General features: G+C 66.7%; 22 protein-coding genes and 1 riboswitch. Of the genes, 7 read left to right on the forward strand and 15 right to left on the reverse strand.

The window, feature by feature from the left end:
- Nucleotides 1-15: 15 nt before the first annotated feature.
- Nucleotides 16-157: riboswitch (FMN riboswitch) on the forward strand.
- 80 nt (nucleotides 158-237) lie between these two features.
- On the forward strand, nucleotides 238-888 hold the full coding sequence (gene ribB, locus PRtIB026_RS00265; protein ID WP_203650081.1) for a 3,4-dihydroxy-2-butanone-4-phosphate synthase: 651 nt from the start codon (nucleotides 238-240) through the stop codon (nucleotides 886-888).
- Nucleotides 889-1034: 146 nt separating this feature from the next.
- Here ribB and PRtIB026_RS00270 read toward each other — a convergent pair whose 3' ends face one another.
- Genes PRtIB026_RS00270 through PRtIB026_RS00280 form a run of 3 tightly spaced genes read right to left on the reverse strand, consistent with a single transcriptional unit; the run spans nucleotide 1035 to nucleotide 4768 of the window.
- Nucleotides 1035-2228 carry an SGNH/GDSL hydrolase family protein gene (locus PRtIB026_RS00270; protein ID WP_267813329.1) on the reverse strand — a complete coding sequence of 398 codons (1194 nt, stop codon included), beginning with the start codon at nucleotides 2226-2228 and terminating at the stop codon, nucleotides 1035-1037.
- Nucleotide 2229: 1 nt separating this feature from the next.
- Nucleotides 2230-3366: a DUF459 domain-containing protein gene (locus tag PRtIB026_RS00275; protein WP_244670950.1), complete on the reverse strand. Its 1137-nt coding sequence runs from the start codon at nucleotides 3364-3366 to the stop codon at nucleotides 2230-2232.
- On the reverse strand, nucleotides 3353-4768 hold the full coding sequence (locus PRtIB026_RS00280) for an MBOAT family O-acyltransferase (RefSeq protein WP_203650078.1): 1416 nt from the start codon (nucleotides 4766-4768) through the stop codon (nucleotides 3353-3355). The genes PRtIB026_RS00275 and PRtIB026_RS00280 overlap by 14 nt, the downstream gene beginning before the upstream one ends.
- Before the next feature lie 220 nt (nucleotides 4769-4988).
- Between PRtIB026_RS00280 and PRtIB026_RS00285 the strand changes: the two genes are divergently transcribed.
- The 4 genes from PRtIB026_RS00285 (at nucleotide 4989) to PRtIB026_RS00300 (ending at nucleotide 10313) form a co-directional block, all read left to right on the forward strand.
- Nucleotides 4989-5231 (forward strand): exodeoxyribonuclease VII small subunit, encoded by a 243-nt coding sequence (locus PRtIB026_RS00285; protein ID WP_028690287.1) that lies wholly within the window; start codon nucleotides 4989-4991, stop codon nucleotides 5229-5231.
- Nucleotides 5228-6115: a (2E,6E)-farnesyl diphosphate synthase gene (gene ispA / locus PRtIB026_RS00290; protein ID WP_203650076.1), complete on the forward strand. Its 888-nt coding sequence runs from the start codon at nucleotides 5228-5230 to the stop codon at nucleotides 6113-6115. Before PRtIB026_RS00285 ends, ispA begins: the two co-directional genes overlap by 4 nt.
- A 240-nt stretch (nucleotides 6116-6355) precedes the next feature.
- Entirely contained in the window at nucleotides 6356-8251 is a 1896-nt protein-coding gene (dxs, locus tag PRtIB026_RS00295) for a 1-deoxy-D-xylulose-5-phosphate synthase (RefSeq protein WP_203650074.1), read from the forward strand.
- A 190-nt stretch (nucleotides 8252-8441) separates the two neighbouring features.
- On the forward strand, nucleotides 8442-10313 hold the full coding sequence (locus tag PRtIB026_RS00300) for a TonB-dependent receptor domain-containing protein (RefSeq protein ID WP_267813335.1): 1872 nt from the start codon (nucleotides 8442-8444) through the stop codon (nucleotides 10311-10313).
- On the opposite strand, the gene PRtIB026_RS00305 is transcribed toward PRtIB026_RS00300, so the two are convergent.
- The 12 genes from PRtIB026_RS00305 to nrdR all read right to left on the reverse strand — a co-directional run bounded on the left by PRtIB026_RS00305 (nucleotide 10291) and on the right by nrdR (nucleotide 19101).
- Entirely contained in the window at nucleotides 10291-11103 is an 813-nt protein-coding gene (locus PRtIB026_RS00305; RefSeq protein ID WP_203650072.1) for a cobalamin-binding protein, read from the reverse strand. The two genes, PRtIB026_RS00300 and PRtIB026_RS00305, sit on opposite strands and share 23 nt — an antisense overlap.
- On the reverse strand, nucleotides 11103-11522 hold the full coding sequence (locus PRtIB026_RS00310; protein ID WP_203650070.1) for an MFS transporter: 420 nt from the start codon (nucleotides 11520-11522) through the stop codon (nucleotides 11103-11105). The genes PRtIB026_RS00305 and PRtIB026_RS00310 overlap by 1 nt, the downstream gene beginning before the upstream one ends.
- Entirely contained in the window at nucleotides 11519-12136 is a 618-nt protein-coding gene (ribA, locus tag PRtIB026_RS00315; RefSeq protein ID WP_011531972.1) for a GTP cyclohydrolase II, read from the reverse strand. The genes PRtIB026_RS00310 and ribA overlap by 4 nt, the downstream gene beginning before the upstream one ends.
- A gap of 259 nt (nucleotides 12137-12395) precedes the next feature.
- Nucleotides 12396-13133 carry a substrate-binding periplasmic protein gene (locus PRtIB026_RS00320; protein ID WP_203650068.1) on the reverse strand — a complete coding sequence of 246 codons (738 nt, stop codon included), beginning with the start codon at nucleotides 13131-13133 and terminating at the stop codon, nucleotides 12396-12398.
- Nucleotides 13134-13149: 16 nt separating this feature from the next.
- Nucleotides 13150-13653, reverse strand: a complete 504-nt coding sequence (locus PRtIB026_RS00325) for a phosphatidylglycerophosphatase A (RefSeq protein ID WP_023632630.1) — start codon at nucleotides 13651-13653, stop codon at nucleotides 13150-13152.
- A complete protein-coding gene (thiL, locus tag PRtIB026_RS00330; protein ID WP_203650066.1) occupies nucleotides 13650-14606 on the reverse strand; it encodes a thiamine-phosphate kinase in 957 nt (318 codons plus the stop codon). The genes PRtIB026_RS00325 and thiL overlap by 4 nt, the downstream gene beginning before the upstream one ends.
- Nucleotides 14607-14624: 18 nt before the next feature.
- Nucleotides 14625-15125 (reverse strand): transcription antitermination factor NusB, encoded by a 501-nt coding sequence (gene nusB, locus PRtIB026_RS00335; protein ID WP_203650064.1) that lies wholly within the window; start codon nucleotides 15123-15125, stop codon nucleotides 14625-14627.
- The gene (gene ribE, locus PRtIB026_RS00340; RefSeq protein ID WP_003255395.1) at nucleotides 15122-15598 is read right to left on the reverse strand and encodes a 6,7-dimethyl-8-ribityllumazine synthase; all 477 of its coding nucleotides are present in this window, start codon (nucleotides 15596-15598) and stop codon (nucleotides 15122-15124) included. Before ribE ends, nusB begins: the two co-directional genes overlap by 4 nt.
- A 91-nt stretch (nucleotides 15599-15689) precedes the next feature.
- Complete coding sequence (ribBA, locus tag PRtIB026_RS00345; protein WP_050703586.1) at nucleotides 15690-16781, reverse strand: bifunctional 3,4-dihydroxy-2-butanone-4-phosphate synthase/GTP cyclohydrolase II; 1092 nt, start codon at nucleotides 16779-16781, stop codon at nucleotides 15690-15692.
- Between the two features lie 18 nt (nucleotides 16782-16799).
- Nucleotides 16800-17465: a riboflavin synthase gene (locus PRtIB026_RS00350; RefSeq protein ID WP_050703585.1), complete on the reverse strand. Its 666-nt coding sequence runs from the start codon at nucleotides 17463-17465 to the stop codon at nucleotides 16800-16802.
- 41 nt (nucleotides 17466-17506) lie between these two features.
- Nucleotides 17507-18634, reverse strand: a complete 1128-nt coding sequence (gene ribD / locus PRtIB026_RS00355) for a bifunctional diaminohydroxyphosphoribosylaminopyrimidine deaminase/5-amino-6-(5-phosphoribosylamino)uracil reductase RibD (protein ID WP_267813342.1) — start codon at nucleotides 18632-18634, stop codon at nucleotides 17507-17509.
- A gap of 2 nt (nucleotides 18635-18636) precedes the next feature.
- Nucleotides 18637-19101 carry a transcriptional regulator NrdR gene (nrdR, locus tag PRtIB026_RS00360; RefSeq protein ID WP_009685710.1) on the reverse strand — a complete coding sequence of 155 codons (465 nt, stop codon included), beginning with the start codon at nucleotides 19099-19101 and terminating at the stop codon, nucleotides 18637-18639.
- Between the two features lie 105 nt (nucleotides 19102-19206).
- Between nrdR and PRtIB026_RS00365 the strand changes: the two genes are divergently transcribed.
- Nucleotides 19207-19659: a YbaY family lipoprotein gene (locus tag PRtIB026_RS00365; RefSeq protein ID WP_028690274.1), complete on the forward strand. Its 453-nt coding sequence runs from the start codon at nucleotides 19207-19209 to the stop codon at nucleotides 19657-19659.
- Nucleotides 19660-20319 carry a class I SAM-dependent methyltransferase gene (locus PRtIB026_RS00370; RefSeq protein ID WP_062575341.1) on the forward strand — a complete coding sequence of 220 codons (660 nt, stop codon included), beginning with the start codon at nucleotides 19660-19662 and terminating at the stop codon, nucleotides 20317-20319.
- Nucleotides 20320-20328: the final 9 nt, after the last annotated feature.

The following is a 20328-nucleotide window of genomic DNA, read 5'->3' on the forward strand; positions in this document are numbered from 1 at the left end:
AGTGGGGTATGCTTGGCCGGTCTTCAGGGCGGGGTGAAAGTCCCCACCGGCGGTAAATCGAAAGATGAGCCCGCGAGCGCTCCGGCCATGCCGGGGGTCAGCAGACCTGGTGAGATTCCAGGGCCGACGGTCATAGTCCGGATGAAAGAAGGCGTTTGGCAGGGGCCGTCCGGGCACCCCTGCGCGCGCATTTTGTTCGCCCCGAGACGTTCATCGATCATTCACGAGGAGCGTTTCATGTCCACCATGCTCAACAAGCAATTCCCCAATGTCAGCGCCGCCATCGCCGCCTTCCAGGCCGGGCGACCCGTGCTGCTGCTCGACGACGACGACCGCGAGGACGAAGCCGATATCGTCGCCGCCGCCGAGAACCTTTCGCTGCAGACCATGGCCATGATGATCCGCGACTGCAGCGGCATCGTCTGCCTGTGCCTTGACGAAGCCACCGTCGACGCCCTGCAGCTGGCGCCGATGGTGCAGAATAACCAGGCCCGCCATGGCACCGGCTTCACCGTCACCATCGAAGCCGCCGAAGGGGTCAGCACCGGTGTGTCGGCACAGGACCGCATCACCACCATCGAAGCCGCGCTGCGCTCGACCGCGCAGGAACGTCATATCGTAAGCCCAGGCCACGTGTTCCCGCTGCGCGCCCGCGATGGCGGCGTGCTGACCCGTCGCGGCCACACCGAAGGCTCGGTGGACCTGGCCCGCCTGGCCGGCCTGCGCCCGGCGGCGGTGCTGTGCGAACTGATGAACCCCGACGGCAGCATGGCCCGCGGCGAGCAGGTGGCGGTGTATGCCCGCCAGTACAACCTGCCGGTGCTGACCATCGAGGAACTGGCGCGCTATCGCGAGGCGATGGTCGAGCTGGAAGCAGAGATCGCCTGAATCATCTTGGGGCCGCTGTGCGGCCCATTCGCGGCACAAGGCCGCTCCTACAGGAAATTGCGATCCCCTGTAGGAGCGGCCTCGTGCCGCGAAAGGGCTGCAAAGCAGCCCCAACAATCTAAAGCCCAATGCCGATCAAGCTGCCGTCAACGCAACCCCAACGGCCCCTTCAAAAACTCATACAACCCCGCCGCACTCTTGCGATAGCCATCAGCCGTCAGGTGCACCAGATCCGGCCGCGCCAGCCCGCCCGCCTGCCAGCCGGCAATCGAGCACGGCCCGCCCATGAACCCCTGCCAATCCCAGAACAGCGCCTTGTACTTCTGCGCCATCTGCTTCTGGATACGGATCACCGAGGCCAACGGTTGAGGCTGGCGCGCCGCACAGCTGCGCGCCTTGCGCTGCTTGATCGAGTCCGGCGGCCCGACCAGCAGGATTGCCGCCTGGGGCAGGTCCTTGCGCAGGCCGACGAGGGTCGCCTCCAGTTGCGTCTGGTACAGCGCCAGGTCGAGCTTGTCGTCAAACGCTTCATTGGTGCCGTAGGCCAGGATCACCAGGTCAGGCCGCACGGCCTTGAGGCTGTCACGCCAACCCGGCTGCCACTTGTCCACCACGTCCAGGCGCGCACCGTTGATGCCCAGCGCCGAGTAGGTCACCCCGGCATTCTTCTGCCCCTGGATGTACCAGCCCCCCAGCGCGACACCCCGGCCACCCTCGACACTCAATTGCACCGGCAGGCCGACATTGGCGTAGGCCGGGCTGAAGCGCCACTGGCCATTGCTCGCCGGCAGCACGCGGCGCTGGCCACCATTGACGAAGAGGCTGGCACTGGTGGTCGACTGGTACAACGCCGAGACCTTGTAGCGCTGGCGGTCCTCATCACGCGCCTGCAACACAACACTGGCGCGATTGGCCAACGGCAGCGACAGGTAGCCCCCCAACGGGAACTGCGGGCTTTGCTGGTTGCGCGCCGACACCAGCTCCCACTGGCGCCTCTCGCTCTTGATGATCACCCGGTCGTTGCGGATCCCCGGCACCGGCGAAGCCGGCACCAGGCCGATGCCGCCGTCGCCGTAGCGCGTCTGCAACAGCTTGCGCAGCTCGCCGCTGAACAGGTCGGCGGCGGTGTGCGAGTCACCCAGCTGGACGATGGCAACCGGCGCCCGGCCGGCATTGCGCAGCTTGCCGGCGAGCAAGGCGAGGTTGCCGTCCTGACGGGCGGCAGGCGCGGCGGCGGGCCGGGCCGTGGGCTGGGCGCTCACGCTGTTGGCGCCGGTACTGCAACCCGGCGCGGCGCTGATCAGCAGGGCCAGGCCCAGCAGGTGATGCCATTGGCGCATCTCAATGTCCTGTAACGGTCAGGCCCGGAAAGCTGATCAGCGACAGAACCTGTTCGGCGATCATCTTCTGGCCTGTGATGGTGAAATGAATGCCGTCGTCGACCCGCACCTTGACCCGCTTGCCCTGCGGTGTCTGCACCGTATACGAGAAGTTGGCGTCGGTGTAGCCGAGGATCGGGTTGGCCGAGATGTAATGCTGGCCGAACAGCGCGGTCTGCTCCTGGTAGAGCCCGCTGAGGTAGCCCATGGCCGTGGACAGTCGCGCCTTCTCCATGTTCGGCGGCCCGACCCAGATCACCTGCACGTTGTGCGTGCGCGCCTGTTCGAGGATCGAATCGATACGGGCACGGTAGGCGACCTCCCACTCCGGCGACTTGAAGCGCAGGAATGGCTTGCCCTTGCCCTGGGGCATGTCCCAGGGGTCGTTGGGGCCTAGGAACACCACCATCAAGCGCACGTTCGGTTCGTGATCGAGGGTGTCGGCCACGGTCTTCGGCCAGTTGAAGAAGCCCGGATAGGCAAGGCCGGTGCTCTGCTTGCTGAGGTTGACGGTGCGGATCTGGTAACGCTTGCGCAGGCTGTTGGCCAGGTGCGGCGCCACGCCCTGCATCAGCGAGTCGCCGACCAGGAACACTTCGTCACCAGCGACCAGCGAGGCCACAGTCCCCGGCTGCAACAATGCCGGTGCAGGTGTAGGCGGCACAGGCTGGGCGACAGCGACCGGGGCTGGCGCATGAACCGGCGCAGGCGTCGGCTGTGCATGCGCGGGCGTCGATACCGGTGGCAGCGGTTTGGCCAGGACCGCCGGGGTTTGCAGATCGACCGTGACCACCGGCATCGGCGCAGGCATCACCTCGATCGCCGGCCCCTCGGCCAGTTGCGGCGCGGGCAGCAGTTGCTCGAGCAGGTCATCGCGCTGCGCCTCCAGCATCGCCGTCAACTGCGCACCCAAGCGCCAGGCCGGCAGCTGGCCCAGCAGCGGTATCTCGCAGCTCTGGTGGTATTTCTGCTGGCAATAGAGCTTGATCGAGTCCTGGTTCAGCCAGAACAGCAACGCGGTGGTGACCACGATCGCATACAAGCCACGGGCGGCGCCCATCTGCACCTGGAACAGCTGTTTGCTATCAGAAGCTTGCATAGATGAACCCCGGCACGCCCGACTGCGAAGCGAAAATCACCAGCGACACACCGACCCCGAGCGGGATCGGGTACAACTGCCACGGCAGGCGCTGGAACAGCGCGCCACTCTGGCGCAACAGCGCCAGCCACTGGGGATAACTGGCCACGAACAACACACAGGCCAGCAGCATCAGGCCCGTGGCGCTGTTCAGGCCCGCCAGGCTCAGCTGGGCGATGTTGCCGAGCATCTCCATCGCGCCCTCAAGCGTCGGGCTGCGGAAGAAGATCCAGGCGAAGGCCACGTAGTGGAAAGTCATCAACCGCGCCATCAGGCCCGAACCCGGCAGCCGCGCGAAACCCGGAAACCACTGGCTGAACAGCTTGGAAATGGCCAGGCCGACGCCATGCAGGGCGCCCCAGATGATGAAGTTCACGCTCGCCCCGTGCCACAGGCCGGACACCAGCATCGCCAGCAGCATGTTCAGGTTGCCGCGCCATACGCCCTTGCGGTTGCCGCCCAGCGGGATGTACACATAGTCGCGGATGAAGCGCGACAGGCTGATGTGCCAGCGCCCCCAGAATTCCTTGAGGTTGTGCGCGGCGTACGGCGCGTCGAAGTTGTCCGGCAGACGGAAGCCCAGCAACAGGGCGATGCCGGTGACCAGGTTGGTGTAGCCGCTGAAGTTGAAGTAGATCAGCAAGCTGTAGCCGTACACGCTCAGCAGCACCTGCTCGGGGCTGGCGCTGCCCGGGGTGTCGAACACCGGGTCGACCCACTCGCTGCCCAGCCAGGCGCTGAGGAAGAACAGCTTGACCACCGCCATGGCGATCAGCCCCAGCGCCCGCTGCGGTTCCAGCACCTGGCGCATGGCCGGCGGGCGGATCTGCGGCAGCATGTGCAGGGCACGGTTGACCGGCCCGGCCACCAGGCTGGGGAAGAACGCCAGGTACAAGGCCAGGTCCAGCGGCGGCACCGGCGCCAGCTCGCGGCGGTTGATCGACACCAGGTAGCTGACCGAATGGAAGGTGTAGAACGACAGCCCGATCGGCACCAGCACTTCCAGCAGCGGCAGCGCCACGTCGAACCCGGCAGTGGCCAGCGCGGCCTGCGCGCCTTCGACGAAGAACGCCTGGTACTTGAACAGGTAGAAGCAGCCCAGCACCAGCGTCAGCAGCAGCACGCGGCTGAACCAGCGCCCGGGATAGCGCCCCGCCAGCTGGCCGAGCAGGTACACCAGCGTGCTGTAGCCCAGCAGGATGTACAGCGACTGCAGGCTGAAGCTCGCCACCAGGCCGTAGCTGGCGGTCAGGAGCAGCAGGTTCTGCAACCGCACGCTCCAGCACAGGCTCCAATAGAGCAGGAAGAACAGCGTGAAACAGAGGCCGAATTCGATCGAGAGGAAGCTCACAACGTAGTCCATTACATGACGTCGGGGAGGAAGGTCTTTGACCCGCAGGCCAGAGCGCGCGGATTATGGCAGAGGGCCGCCACCCCCACAATTCGATTGCATGACGGATTGCAAGATGGCTTGCGCCAGACAAGTGCAACAAAATGCGACGAACGATAGGCCCACGCAATTTGCTCCCCCTGCCCCGCTCTGCTAGTGTCGCGCCGTTCTGAACGCCACCGAGACAGTCGCCATGGCCCGCAAAAAAACCTCCATCGATTTCGAACAATCCCTCGCCGACCTGCAAGCCCTGGTCGAGCGCCTGGAGAACGGCGAACTGTCGCTGGAAGAGTCGCTGGCCGCCTTCGAACAGGGCATCGCCCTGACCCGCGATTGCCAGGGCGCCCTGGCCCAGGCCGAGCAGAAGGTGCAGATCCTGCTGGAGCGTGACGGCGAGCTGGCTGCCCAGCCGTTCGACGCGGAGCCCGAGGCATGATCGCCCAGTACCAGCAAAGCGCCCAGGCACGGGTCGATGCCGCCCTCGAACCGCTGTTCCAGGCGCCGTCGAAGGAGCTTGAACGCCTTTACGCCGCGATGCGCTACAGCGTGATGAACGGCGGCAAGCGCGTGCGCCCATTGCTGGCCTATGCCGCCTGCGAAGCCTTCGGCGTGCCGCCCGAGCAAGCCAACGGCGCGGCCTGCGCGGTGGAGCTGATCCACGCCTACTCGCTGGTGCATGACGACCTGCCGGCGATGGACGACGATGACCTGCGTCGCGGCCAGCCCACCACCCACAAGGCGTTCGACGAAGCCTGCGCGATCCTCGCCGGCGACGGCCTGCAGAGCCTGGCCTTCAGTGCTCTGCTCGAGCCACGCCTGAGCCCGCAGTCCGACGCTATCCGCCTGCAGATGGTCCAGACCCTGGCCAAGGCCGCCGGTCCCGCCGGCATGGTCGGCGGCCAGGCCATCGACCTGGGCTCGGTGGGCGTCAAGCTCGACCAGCAAGCCCTGGAATACATGCACCGGCACAAGACCGGCGCGCTGATCGAAGCCAGCGTGCGCCTCGGCGCCCTGGCCAGCGCCCGCGCCGATCAGGCCCAGCTCGATGCCCTGCAGACTTATGCACAGGCCATCGGCCTGGCGTTCCAGGTGCAGGACGACATCCTCGACGTGGAGAGCGACACCGCCACCCTGGGCAAACGCCAGGGCGCCGACATCGCCCGCGACAAGCCGACCTACCCGGCGCTGCTCGGGCTGGAGGCGGCCAAGGCCTATGCCGTGGAGCTGCGCGACCAGGCGCTGGCCGCGCTGCAAGGCTTTGGCGACAACGCCGAGCCGTTGCGGGCGCTGGCCCGCTACATCGTCGAACGCCGTCACTAAGTCCCCCTGTAGGAGCGGCCTCGTGCCGCGAAAGGGCCGCAAAGCGGCCCCGGCAATCTTTGCGTCAACGCTTAAATCCTGGGGCCGCTACGCAGCCCTTTCCGGCCGGTCCGACGCCTCGGCAAGGCCGCTCCTACAGGATCCGTGCTGCATTGAGCTTCCTGCACACCCGTCCGAATGGGCAGCTTTTCCTACAATGGGGTAAACTGCCGCGTCTTCACACCTATAACGACACGCCTGATGCCCACGACGTTTCAAGAGATCCCCCGCGAACGCCCGGTCACGCCTTTGCTGGACCGCGCCGACACGCCCGCCGGCCTGCGCCGGCTGGCCGAAGCCGACCTGGAGACCCTGGCCGACGAGCTGCGCCAGGACCTGCTCTATACCGTGGGGCAGACCGGTGGGCATTTTGGTGCGGGCCTGGGCGTCATCGAACTGACGATCGCCCTGCACTACGTCTTCGACACCCCGGACGACCGGCTGGTGTGGGACGTCGGCCACCAGGCCTATCCGCACAAGATCCTCACCGGCCGCCGCGAGCGCATGCTCAGCCTGCGCCAGAAGGACGGCATCGCCGCCTTCCCGCGCCGCAGCGAGAGCGAGTACGACACCTTCGGCGTCGGTCATTCCAGCACCTCGATCAGCGCCGCGCTGGGCATGGCCATCGCCGCCCGTCTGCAGAACGATCCGCGCAAGTCGATCGCCGTGATCGGCGACGGCGCGCTGACCGCCGGCATGGCCTTCGAGGCGCTGAACCACGCGCAGGAAGTGGATGCCAACATGCTGGTCATCCTCAACGACAACGACATGTCGATCTCGCGCAACGTCGGCGGCCTGTCCAACTACCTGGCCAAGATCCTCTCCAGCCGCACCTACGCCAGCATGCGCGAAGGCAGCAAGAAAGTGCTGTCACGCCTGCCCGGGGCCTGGGAGATCGCCCGTCGCACCGAAGAGTACGCCAAGGGCATGCTGGTGCCCGGCACCCTGTTCGAGGAACTGGGCTGGAACTACATCGGCCCGATCGACGGCCACGACCTGCCGACCCTGATCGCCACCCTGCGCAACATGCGCGACCTCAAGGGCCCGCAGTTCCTGCATGTGGTGACCAAGAAGGGCAAGGGCTTCGCCCCGGCCGAGGTCGATCCGATCGGCTACCACGCGATCACCAAGCTGGAGCCGGCCGACAAGCCGGTCGCGCCGAAAAAAGCCAGCGGGCCAAAATACGCCTCGGTGTTCGGCCAGTGGCTGTGCGACATGGCCGCCGCCGACAACCGCCTGGTGGGCATCACCCCGGCAATGAAGGAAGGCTCGGACCTGATCGACTTCAGCGAACGCTATCCCGAGCGCTACTTCGACGTCGCCATCGCCGAACAGCACGCGGTGACCTTTGCCGCGGGCATGGCCTGCGAGGGCGCCAAGCCGGTGGTGGCGATCTACTCGACCTTCCTGCAGCGCGCCTATGACCAGCTGATCCACGACGTGGCGGTGCAGGACCTCGATGTGCTGTTCGCCATCGACCGCGCCGGCCTGGTCGGCGAGGACGGCCCGACCCACGCCGGCGCCTACGACCTCTCGTACCTGCGCTGCATCCCCGGCATGCTGGTGATGACCCCCAGCGACGAGAACGAGCTGCGCAAGATGCTCAGCACCGGCCACCACTACAAGGGCCCGGCCGCCGTGCGCTACCCGCGCGGCACCGGCCCCAACGCGCCGATCAGCGGCGATCTGGAACCACTGGAGATCGGCAAGGGCGTGATCCGCCGCCAGGGCGGCAAGGTCGCCCTGCTGGTGTTCGGCGTGCAACTGACCGAAGCCTTGCAGGTGGCCGAGCAGATCGACGCCAGCGTGGTCGACATGCGTTTCGTCAAGCCGCTGGACGAGGCGCTGGTGCTGGAGATGGCCGCCAGCCACGAACTGCTGGTGACCATCGAGGAAAACGCCATCATGGGCGGCGCCGGCGCCGCCGTCGGCGAGTTCCTGGCCCGCGAGGGCGTGGTCAAGCCGCTGCTGCACCTGGGTCTGCCGGATATCTATGTCGAGCATGCCAAGCCTGCGCAGATGCTGGCTGAATGTGGGCTGGATGCGGCGGGGATCGAAGCCTCCGTCAAAGCCCGGATGGCCAGGCTCGGCCTCTAGGGCCCTTTCGCGGGTAAACCCGCTCCCACAGGGACTGCACAGTATTCAAGGTCTGTGGAGATCCTGTGGGAGCAGGACTGCACAGTATTCAAGGTCTGTGGAGATCCTGTGGGAGCGGGACTGCACAGTATTAAAGGTCTGTGGAGATCCTGTGGGAGCGGGTTTACCCGCGAATGCGATGGAACTGCCCATGAAAAAATCTGCCTGTGCCGCACTCCTCTGCGCCCCTACATTCCTGCTGGCCGCCGAACGCGATGACGCCCTGAAACTCCCCGACGTACTGATCAGCGCCAGCCGCCAGGTCGAGTCACGCACCGCCACCAGCGCCGCCAACACGGTGTTCACCCGTGCCGATATCGATCGCCTGCAACCGAGCGGCGTCACCGACCTGCTCACCCGCGTCCCCGGCGTGCAGGTGGCGCCCACCGGCGGTCGCGGCAGCCTGCCCGGCATCTTCATCCGCGGTACCAAGGCCGCCCAGACCCTGGTGCTGGTCGACGGCGTGCGCATTGCCAATGCCACCTCCGGCGACAGCGCCCTGCAGTTCCTCGGCATCGACCAGATCGAACGTGTGGAAGTGCTGCGCGGCTCGCGCTCAGCGATCTACGGCAGCGACGCCATTGGCGGGGTGATCCAGATCTTCACCCGCCGTGGTGACGGCCAGGGCCTGCAACCGCGCCTGCACCTGGCCGGCGGCAGCAATCAGACCTGGCAACGCAGCCTGGGGCTGTCGGGCGGTGATGGCGCGACCCGCTTCAACCTCGGCGCCAGCCTGGACGAAACCGCCGGCATCGATTCGACCGGGCCGTCGTATGCCAGCGATGGCGACCATGACGCCTATCGCAACCGTTCATTCAACCTCAGCCTGAGCCATGCCTTCAATGAACGTTACGAAGCCGGCCTGAACCTGCTCGACAGCCGAGGACGCAGCGAGTACGACAATCCCTTTGGCCGCTTCGACATGGCCACTTTCCAGAGCTTCGGCCAAAAGCCCTATACCGATTTCACGGTCAGCAGCCTGGGCACTTACTTGGACGCCCAGCTCACCGAGGCCTGGCATTCGCGCCTGGAGTTGGGTCACAGCGAAAATCGCGACGACAAACGCGACAAGCTCAGCAATGAGCGCTTCGTGTTCAACACCTATCGCGACCAGGTGACCTGGCAGAACGACTTCGTCGTGGATGAGCGCAACAACCTGCTGGCGGGGGCCGACTGGTATCAGGATCGCGTCCACGCCAGCACCGACTTCACCGAGGACAGCCGCTTCAATCGCGCTGTGTTCATCCAGCATCGCTTCACCGGTGAACACTTTTCCACCGAATTGGGCCTGCGCCGCGACCAGAACCAGCAGTTCGGCGGCCAGACCACCTGGAGCGGCAGCGTCACGGTACCGGTCAATGTCGACAACGATGTGTTGCTGTCCTACAGCGAAGGTTTCCGCGCACCGACGTTCAACGATCTGTACTACCCCCAGTACAGCAACCCGAACCTCGACCCCGAGCGCTCGAAAAGCTACGAGTTGCAGTGGCGCAGCCAACTGAGCAAGGAAAGCCGCCTGGAGGCCTCGCTGTACCGCACCGACCTGCGTGACGCGATCATCTTCGGCGCAGGCTCCATCCCCCGTAACGTGGCATCGGCCCGGATCAACGGCTTTGAGCTGGGCCTGGAGCAGCAGTGGGGCGCATGGCACAGCCAACTGGGCCTGGCCTTGATCGACCCTCGCGATCGCGATAGCGGGCACACCCTCGCCCGCCGCGCCCGACGGACCTTGAGCCTGGATCTGGATCGACAATTCGAACGGTTCAGCCTGGGCGGTAGCTGGCAGGCAGTGAGCGGCAGCTACGATGACGAGGCCAATCGCAATGCGCTGGGTGGCTACGGCCTGCTTGGATTGCGTGGAGGCTGGGCCGCGACCGACGAGGTTCGGCTGGAACTGAAACTCGACAACCTGCTGGACAAGCACTACAGCCGTGCCCTGTACAGCTTCGACGACAGCCAGTACGGCTATCGCGAAGAAGGCCGCACCTGGCTGCTGAGCCTTACCTGGACACCGACCCTCTAGCCTCCAGCAGCGCGCACAACCGGGCGGTAGCCTCGATCATCTGCCCGCTGGGCCGCTCCAGTCCCTTGTCCGGCACCACCAGCAAACGCTCCCCCTTCACGGCGCTCAACTGCGGCCAGCTACGCCAGCTGGCCAGCTGCGCCGCGTCACCCGCCAGGATCACCTCGGGATCGCGCAACAGCACCGACTCCACGCTGACCTGCGGCGCAGGCTGGGTCAGGTCGTCGAACACATTGCGCGCCCCGCAGACGCGCAAGGCATCGCTGACCACCTGGCGTCCACCCAAGGTGTACAGCGGCTTGTCCCAGACCTGATAGAACACCCGCAGCGGCGTGTCGCGCCGGTAGCGCTCGCGCAGCGCCTGCAGTCGATCACGCAGGCCGGCGGCATAGGCGCGACCCTGCTCGTCCCGCCCGAGGCGCCGGGCGATGGCTTCGATCTGCTCGATCAACTGGTCGAGGTCGCCGGGCTCGCCACTGAACGTGGCGATACCCAGGCGCTTGAGCTGGTCACGCTGGGCTGGCGCGACACTGCCGGGCCAGAGCAGCAGAAGGTCAGGCTTGAGGCTGAGCAAGCGCTCCATATCCAGCTGGCCATGGCGCCCGACCGAGGGCAGGGCCTGAAGGCCGGGCGGACGCTCGCCTGCATCCAGCAGGCCCACCAGCAGGTCATCAGCATCCAGCTCGAGGACGATCTCGGTCATCGACGGCGCCAGGCTGACCACCCGTGGCCCGGCCTCGGCCAGGGTACCGAGGCACAGCAATGCGAAGGAGGCGAGAAGCGCCCGCATCAGCCGAGCTGGCGCGGAATACGGTAGAGGTACAGCAGCACCACAGTAGACAGGGCGAGGAGGATCTGCGGCACGGCCTCCAGCCCGACCAACACCGACAGTGCAGCGACCCAGGCCGGGAAGCAGGCGAACAGCATGGCCAGGCGTCGAACCCGCGCCAACTCGATCCAGGCAGCGGGTTCGTCCGGCGTGCCCAGCTGCTTGTCGGTGGCGATCAATGCCCGCTTGTAGGCGCCGAAGCGCGGCAGGCTGAGGAACATGGTCGCGGCCCCGGCGATGAACAAGGGCATGGCCAGCACCGGGATCAGCGGCTCACCGCCGCCGAACGCCCAGGCCATTATCGGCAACGGCAACAAGCCCATGGCCAGGTACTGCCACCAGGCCAGGGCCAGCCGCCGCTTCACCTCGCCGCGGGTCACGCCTGGGGCACCTCGCCCTGGTGCTTGTTGCCCATCATGTGGCCAAGCTTGTCGGCCTTGGTGGCCAGGTACAGGCGGTTGTGCGGGTTGTGACCGGTGTGCAGCGGCACGCGCTCGGCAACCTTGATGCTCATGTCGGTCAGGGCCTTGACCTTGCGCGGGTTGTTGGTCATCAGACGCAGCGATTTCACACCCAGGTGTTCGAGCATCGGCAGGCACATGGCGTAGTCACGCTGGTCGGCGGCGAAGCCCAGGCGCTCGTTGGCCTCGACAGTGTCGGCGCCGCCATCCTGCAGCTCGTAGGCGCGGATCTTGTTCAGCAGGCCAATGCCACGGCCTTCCTGACGTAGGTACAGCAGCACGCCACGGCCTTCGCGGGCGATGGCCTGCAGCGCGGCTTCAAGTTGCGAGCCGCAGTCGCAGCGCTGGCTGAACAGCGCATCGCCGGTCAGGCACTCGGAGTGCAGACGCCCCAGCACCGGCTCGCCGTCCGCGATGTCACCCAGGCTGAGCACCACGTGCTCGCGGCCAGTAGCTTCGTCGAGGAAGCCATGCATGGTGAAGATCGCAAAGGGAGTCGGGAGTTTAGAGGCGGCAACAAAGACGACGGGCACGTTGTGCTCCTGGATAGTAGGATTTTTCAGATCGGCCGATTGTATCAGCAGCCCGGCGCAGGTGCGCAGGAGGAATATGGTGGCTTAAGATCGAAATGTTCGATGCTTATGGAACAAGGACCAAATCCTGTAGGAGCGGCCTTGTGCCGCGAAAGGGGCGCGCAGCGGCCCCAGATTCCGAGCCACCATCAAAATTGCTGGGGCCGCTACGCAGCCCATCGCGACACAAGGCCGCTCCTACAAGAACAGCGACATGAGCCTAATGCGGCTGGCTATCCGCAGTGAACGGATACGGCTGCTTCCAGCGCTCGAAGATCGGCTTCAACTCACCGCTGCGCACCAGTTGCGCCATGCGCCGGTCGAACAGGTCACGCAAGGCCTCGCCCTGCGCACTGCGGGTGAACGCCAGGTACAACGGCAGCTCGGCGACGTGGGTGCTGCGAAAGCGCTTGGGCTCGGGCGCCTGCCCGAGTACGTACTCGACCTCGGTCTGTGCATCGATGTAGAAATCCACCCGGTCATGCTCGAGCATGGGCAGGATCCCTTCGCGACGCTGTACCTCGCGGAAATTGTGGACGTTGGGCAGGTAACTGGCGTAGTCATAGCCACGCACCCAGGCCAGGCGGTACTGGCCGATGGTGTCCAGCGTCGGCTGCGGCTTGCCGGCCAGGCCCAGGGCATAGATATGGTCCAGGTCGAAATGCCAGCGCGGATAGAGGTTGTCGTCGTTCTCTTCCTTGTACGAGCCGACCCAGGCATCCGCCTCGCCCCGTTTCACCAAACCGACCGAACGGCTGTACGGCGCGCTCAGCACCTTGACCTTGACCCCGGCCGGCTCGAACACCTGGCGCAGCACGTCCCAGGCCAGCCCGCTGCCATCGGCGTTGGTGTAGTCGAGCCACTCCTCGCTGACCAGGCGCACCTGCTGTTCCTGCGCCATGACGCCGGGCACCGCGCAAAGCAGCACCCACGCCAGCAACACACTCCTCAAGGCCATTGCAACGCTCCCTGTATCAGGCCACCGCCCACACCAGAACCTGCATGCCCAGCCAGGCGAACACGCCGGCCAGGATATCGTCGAGCATGATCCCGAACCCACCATGCACATGGCGGTCGACCCAGCGGATCGGCCACGGCTTGAGGATGTCGAAGAAGCGGAACATCAGGAACCCCGCCAGCAGCCACTGCCAGCCTTCCGGCACCAGCCACAGGGTGATCCACATGCCGACGATCTCGTCCCAGACAATGCCCTCGTGGTCGTGCACGCGCAAGTCGTTGGCCACCTTGCCGCACAGCCACACGCCGAACAGCATGCTGATGCCCAGCAGCAGCCAGTAGCCCCAGTCGGGCAGCATCTGCCACAGCGGGATGAACGGCAGCGCCACCAGCGACCCCCAGGTACCGGGGGCCTTGGGCAGGGTGCCGGAGCCGAAGCCGAAGGCGATGAAGTGCCACGGGTTGCGCCAGACCGAAGGCGGAACGAACTCCGCAGGCACCTGGTTGGGGTGGTCGGTCACGGTGTCTCCCTGAAATGTTGATAGCCCCGCTGCACGGGGGTGATGTCCTGGCCCTGCGGGTCACGCAGGGTCACACCCTGGCCTTGCAGCACACGCCCGATGACGTGCACCTCGCGGGCCAGGGAGGTCAGTGCGCTTTCCGGCAGGGTGAAGGCCAGCACGTAGTCGTCGCCGCCAGTGAGCGCCGCCTGCACCGCCGCCTCGCGCCCCAGGAAAGCCTGTAAAGGAGCAGACACGGGGACCTGCGCCAGGTTCACCTCAAGCGCGACGCCGGACGCCTTGGCGATATGCCCGCAGTCGGCCAGCAGGCCGTCGGAGATATCCAGTGCCGCCGTGGCCAGGCCACGCAGGCGCTCGCCCAGTTGCAGTTGGGGCAAGGGCGACCAGTAGTGCTCCAGCAGCGGGCCGGCCACCTCGGCAGCCGCCTCGCGCTCGCCCAGCACCAGCGGCAATGCCCCCGCCGCATTGCCCAGGAAACCGCCGACGCACAGCAGGTCGCCCGGCTGCGCGCCGCTGCGACGCAGGGCCTGGCCCGCCGGTACCCGGCCGAACACGGTCACGGTGATACTCAGCGGTCCACGGGTGGTGTCACCGCCGATCAGGGTCATGCGGCAACGGTGGGCCATGCGGCCGAGGCCATCGGCGAAGGCTTCAAGCCAGTCCGGGCCGACTTCGGGCAGGGTCAGGGCGAGGGTGAAGCCGATGGGCGTGGCGCCCATGGCCGCCAGGTCGCTGGCCGCCACGGCGAGCGAGCGCTGGCCCAGCAGCAGCGGGTCGCAGACGGCGGGGAAATGCACAGCGGCCACCAGCGTGTCGGTGGAGATCGCCAGTTGCTCGCCGGCGGGCAGGTCCAGCAGGGCGCAGTCGTCGCCGATCCCCAGGGCCACGCCCTCGCCGCCCTGCGCACAAGGCGCGGCGGCGAAGTAGTGACGGATCAGCTCGAACTCACCCATGGCTGGTCAGCGCCGCGATCAGCGCTTGTTCGCCTTGACTTCCGCCTCACGCAGACGCGGAGCCAGCTTGTCCAGCACGCCATTGACGAACTTGTGGCCGTCGGTGGCGCCGAAGACCTTCGCCAGTTCCACGCCTTCGTTGATGACGACGCGGTACGGCACGTCGACGCGCATCATGAACTCCCAGGTGGACAGGCGCAGCACGGCCAGCTCGACCGGGTCGAGCTCTTCCAGCGGCGTGTCCAGGCAAGGCTTGAGCGCCTCGTCGATCTCGGCCTTCTTCGCCGGGACCCCGTGCAGGATCTCGCGGAAGTAGGCGCCGTCGACATCGGTGAAATCGTTATCGACCCGGAACTGCGCTTCCACTTCGTTCAGCGAGTGCTTGGCCATGTGCCACTGGTAGAGCGCTTGCGTGGCGAGCTTGCGGGCTTCGCGACGCTTGGCGCTCTTCGAGGGCTTGCCGGCATCCGCAGGTTTTGGATCGCGCGGGTTGAAACGATCGCTTTCGTCGCTAATCACTTGGCCTCCAACTGCGCCAGCAGACTGACCATTTCCAGGGCCGACAGGGCAGCTTCGGCACCTTTGTTGCCGGCCTTGGTGCCGGAACGCTCGATGGCCTGCTCGATGGAGTCGACGGTCAGGACGCCGAAGGCCACCGGAACACCGAACTCCATGGACACCTGGGCCAGGCCCTTGGTGCACTCGCCCGCCACGTATTCGAAGTGCGGGGTACCGCCACGGATTACTGCGCCCAGGGCGATGATCGCGTCATAAGCACCCTGCTGGGCGACTTTCTGTGCCACCAGCGGGATTTCGAACGCGCCCGGGGCACGAATGATGGTGATGTCGCTTTCACTGACGCCGTGGCGTACCAGGGCATCGACTGCACCGCTTACCAGGCTTTCGACGACGAAGCTGTTGAAGCGGCCAACCACCAAAGCATAGCGACCTTTGGGGGCGATGAAGGTACCTTCGATGGTCTTCAGGGTCATTCCGGAGTTCTCATCTTCAAGAGCGAGGCCGCGCTGTGGCGGCCTCGGGAGGGTTTGGACTCGAGTCCAGGGGCGAAAATGCCGCCTCAAGTCACTCGGAGGGCACGTATTCTACAACTTCCAGATCGAATCCGGATATCGCATTGAACTTCATCGGCGAACTCATCAGGCGCATCTTGCGCACGCCGAGGTCGCGCAGGATCTGCGAACCGGCACCGACGGTGCTGTAGGTGGTCGGCGCTTTCGCCGGGGCATCGCCCGCGCTCTCGCGGATATGCGCCAGCAGCACGTCGCCGTCCAGCGGGTGGCCCAGCAGCAGCACCACGCCGCTGCCGGCCTCGGCCACGGCGCTCATGGCCGCGCGCAGGCTCCAGCGGCCCGGTTGCTTGACCATCAGCAGGTCGCGCAGCGGGTCCATGTTGTGCACGCGCACCAGGGTCGGCTCCTCGGCGCAGATCTTGCCGAGGGTCAGGGCCATGTGCACATCGCCTTCCACCGCGTCGCGGTAGGTGACCAGGTTGAACTGGCCCAGCTCGCTCTCGATCGGTTGCTCGGAGACGCGCTGCACGGTGCGCTCATGGATCATGCGGTAGTGGATCAGGTCGGCGATGGTGCCGATCTTCAGGCCGTGCTCGGCGGCGAACACTTCCAGCTCGGCGCGGCGCGACATGGTGCCGTCGTCGTTCATCACTTCGCAGATCACCCCGCTTGGCTCGAAGCCGGCCATGCGCGCCAGGTCGCAGGCGGCCTCGGTGTGACCGGCGCGGGCCAGGGTGCCGCCGGGCTGGGCCATCAGCGGGAAGATATGACCGGGGCTGACGATGTCCTCGGCCTTGGCGTCCTTGGCGGCGGCGGCCTGCACGGTGCGGGCGCGGTCGGCGGCGGAAATGCCGGTGGTGACGCCTTCGGCGGCTTCGATCGACACGGTGAACTTGGTGCCGAAGCCCGAGCCGTTGCGCGGCGCCATCAGCGGCAGCTTGAGCGTTTCGCAGCGCTCGCGGGTCATCGGCATGCAGATCAGGCCGCGGGCGTGCTTGGCCATGAAGTTGATGTGCTCGGGCAGGCAGCACTCGGCCGCCATGATGATGTCGCCTTCGTTCTCGCGGTCTTCGTCATCCATGAGGATGACCATTTTGCCCTGGCGGATGTCTTCGACCAGTTCTTCGATGCTGTTGAGCGCCACGCGGCACCCCCTTCTCAATCAGGATTTCAAGAAGCCGTTGGCGGCCAGGAAGCTTTCGGTGATGCCACTGCCTTTGCTCGGCTCGGCGGCCTTGTCGCCCAGCAGCAGACGCTCCAGGTAACGGGCCAGCAGGTCGACCTCAAGGTTCACCCGACGCCCTGCGCGGTAGTCGGCCATGATGGTTTCGGACAGGGTGTGCGGGACGATGGTCAGCTCGAACTCGGCGCCATCGACTTCGTTGACCGTCAGGCTGGTGCCGTCGACGGTGATCGAGCCCTTGTGGGCGATGTACTTGGCCAGCTCCTTGGGCGCGCGCACGCGGAACTGGATGGCGCGGGCGCTATCGGCGCGCGAGACGATCTCGCCGACGCCGTCGACGTGGCCACTGACCAGGTGGCCGCCCAGGCGGGTGGTGGGGGTCAGGGCCTTTTCCAGGTTGACCCGGCTGCCGCTCTTGAGATCGACCATGGCAGTGCGCTTGAGGGTCTCGACGCTGACGTCGGCCCAGAAGCCGTCGCCGGGCAGCTCGACGGCGGTCAGGCACACGCCGTTGACCGCGATGCTGTCGCCAAGCTTGACGTCGCCCAGGTCGAGCTTGCCGGTCTCTACGTAGACGCGCACGTCACCGCCCTTGGGGGTGAGGCTGCGGATGGTGCCGATGGATTCGATGATGCCGGTGAACATGGTGTTCTCCTAGATACGGGCTGCGCGAGGCAAGCCTGGCATTATACGCCGGGGGGCGGCAGGGGGATGGCAGTGACTCGCCAGTCATCGCCGACCGCGCGCATTTCGGTGATCTTCAGCCGCGGCGCCTCGCTCATTTTCGACAGCGGCCAGTCCAGCAACGGGCGCGCTTCGGAGCCGAGGAAGGTGCCGGCGACGAACAGCTGGTACTCGTCGACCAGGCCCTGGCGGGCGAAAGCGCCGACCAGGCCGGCGCCGGCCTCCAGCAGGATTTCGTTGACCCCGCGCCCAGCCAGGGTGCGCAGCAGTGCCGGCAGGTCGACACGCCCCTCGCTGCCGGGCAGGTTGATCAGTTCATGGCCGGCGGCCGCATAGCGTGGGTCTTCACCGGCGGCGGTCACCACCAGTGCCGGGCCGGCCTGGAAGAACGGCGCGTCCAGCGGCAGACGCAGGCGCCCGTCGATCAGCACGCGCAACGGCGGGCGCGACAGGGCCAGGGCGGTGAGCGCGTCATCCAGGCCCAGCTCCTCGCCACGCACGGTCATGCGGGCGTTGTCGAACAGCACGCTCTCGGCGCTGGTCAGCACCACGCTGGAGCAGGCGCGCAAGCGCTGCACCGCGGCACGCGCCGCAGGGCCGGTGATCCATTGGCTTTCGCCGCTGGCCATGGCGGTGCGGCCGTCCAGGCTCATGGCCAGCTTGGCGCGCACGAACGGCAGGCCCTGCTCCATGCGCTTGAGAAAGCCCGGGTTGAGCGCGCGAGCCTCGGCCTCGAGCACACCGCTGGCGACTTCGATGCCGGCCTCGCGCAGCCGCTGCAGGCCATTGCCGGCCACTTGCGGATTGGGGTCCTGCATGGCCGCCACCACCCGCGCCACCCCGGCCTTGACCAGCGCCTCGGCGCACGGCGGCGTGCGGCCATGGTGGCTGCAGGGCTCGAGGGTGACATAGGCGCAGGCGCCGCGGGCGCGCTCACCGGCCTGGCGCAGGGCATGGACCTCGGCGTGCGGCTCGCCGGCGCGCGCATGCCAGCCTTCGCCGACCACCTCGCCGTCACGCACGATCACGCAACCCACGCGGGGGTTGGGGTGGGTGCTGTACAGGCCCTTGCGGGCCAGTTCCACGGCCCGGGCCATGTAGTGGGCGTCGAGAATGGCTTGGCTGGACATGCTTACTCTTTAGCCGGCTCGCGGGCCAGGCGGTCGATTTCTTCGCGGAATTCGTCGAGGTCCTGGAAACGCCGGTAGACCGAGGCGAAACGGATGTAGGCCACTTCGTCGAGCTTGCGCAGCTCGGCCATCACCATCTCGCCGACCACCAGTGACTTCACTTCGCGCTCGCCGGTGGCGCGCAGGCGGCTCTTGATATGCGCCAGCGCCGCTTCCAGACGCTCGACGCTGACCGGGCGCTTCTCCAGCGCGCGCTGCATGCCGGCGCGCAGCTTGTCTTCGTCGAAGGGCTGGCGCGTGCCGTCCTGCTTGATCAGCCGGGGCAGGACCAGCTCGGCGGTTTCGAAGGTGGTGAAGCGCTCGCCGCAGGCGACGCATTCGCGCCGACGACGCACCTGTTCGCCCTCGGCGACCAGACGCGAGTCGATGACCTTGGTGTCGTTGGCACCGCAAAACGGACAGTGCATGGTGGCAGGCAACAAAAAAAGGGAGGGCCATGGTAGCGCATTGCACTGGCAAGACAAGCCAAAGGGTTTACCATCCATGCAAATCTGCCCGTGAAGGACTACCCCATGCACCCTCGAGCGCTCGTCGTGCTGTGTTGCGCCGCCCTGCTCGCCGCCTGCGGCAGCGACCGCCCCAAGCCGGAACAGGCCCCTGCCCCTGTGCCGGCCAAGGTGGCCAAGAAAACCGAACCCCTGGGCCCGCTGCCGGCCTACCAGCGCGAGCTGAGCGGCACCCTGCTGGAAATCCCGGCGGGCGCCGACGTGGAGCTGGCCCTGCTGGTGATCGACGAGCGCGGCCGACCACAGCAACTGCTGGCCAGCAGCACCCTGAGCGGCACTGGCCAGGCCCTGCCCTACCGCCTGCGCTTCAACCCCGAAGCCTTCCCCGCCGGAGCCCGCGTCGAACTGCGCGGTCGCGCCAGCCGCTCCGGCCAGCTGATCCTGCACCTGCCGCCGGTACGCATCGCCCAGGCCCAGACCCAGGCCACCGGCCCGCTGCGTTTCGAAAAGGCACCCTAGATGGCCCCGGCAATCCTGCAACAGGCCCTGAGCGGCCTGATCGGCGAAGCGCGGCTGATCGTCAGCGAACTGCCCGGGTGCGACCTGAAACTCTGGTTGATCGACGACCAGAACATGGACCGCGAATTCACCCGCGAGGAAACCCGGCGCATTCTCGAGGAGCCGCCCTACTGGAGTTTCTGCTGGGCCAGCGGCCTGGCCATGGCGCGCTACCTGGCCGAGCGCCCGCAGTGGGTGCGCGGCAAGCGCGTGCTGGATTTCGGCGCCGGCTCCGGCATTGCCGGGATCGCCGCCGCCCGGGCCGGCGCCCTGGAGGTGGTGGCCTGCGACCTCGATCCGCTGGCCCTGGACGCCTGCCGTGCCAACGCCGCGCTGAACGGTGTGACGCTGAGCTACAGCAGCGACTTCTTCGCCGAAGCCGACCGCTTCGACCTGATCCTGGTCGCCGATGTGCTCTACGACCGCGCCAACCTGCCGCTGCTGGACGAGTTCCTCAGCCGTGGCCGCCAGGCGCTGGTCGCCGATTCGCGGGTGCGCGACTTCAGCCACCCGCTGTACCGCCCGCTCGGCGTGCTCGAGGCGCTGACCCTGCCGGATCTGGCCGAGCCGCACGAATTCCGCCGGGTCAGCCTGTACCATGCCAGCCGCGAGCCCTTATAGTGGGGGTAT

This window comes from Pseudomonas sp. RtIB026, from assembly GCF_016861355.2.
GTDB classification, from domain to species: Bacteria; Pseudomonadota; Gammaproteobacteria; order Pseudomonadales; family Pseudomonadaceae; genus Aquipseudomonas; species Aquipseudomonas peradeniyensis.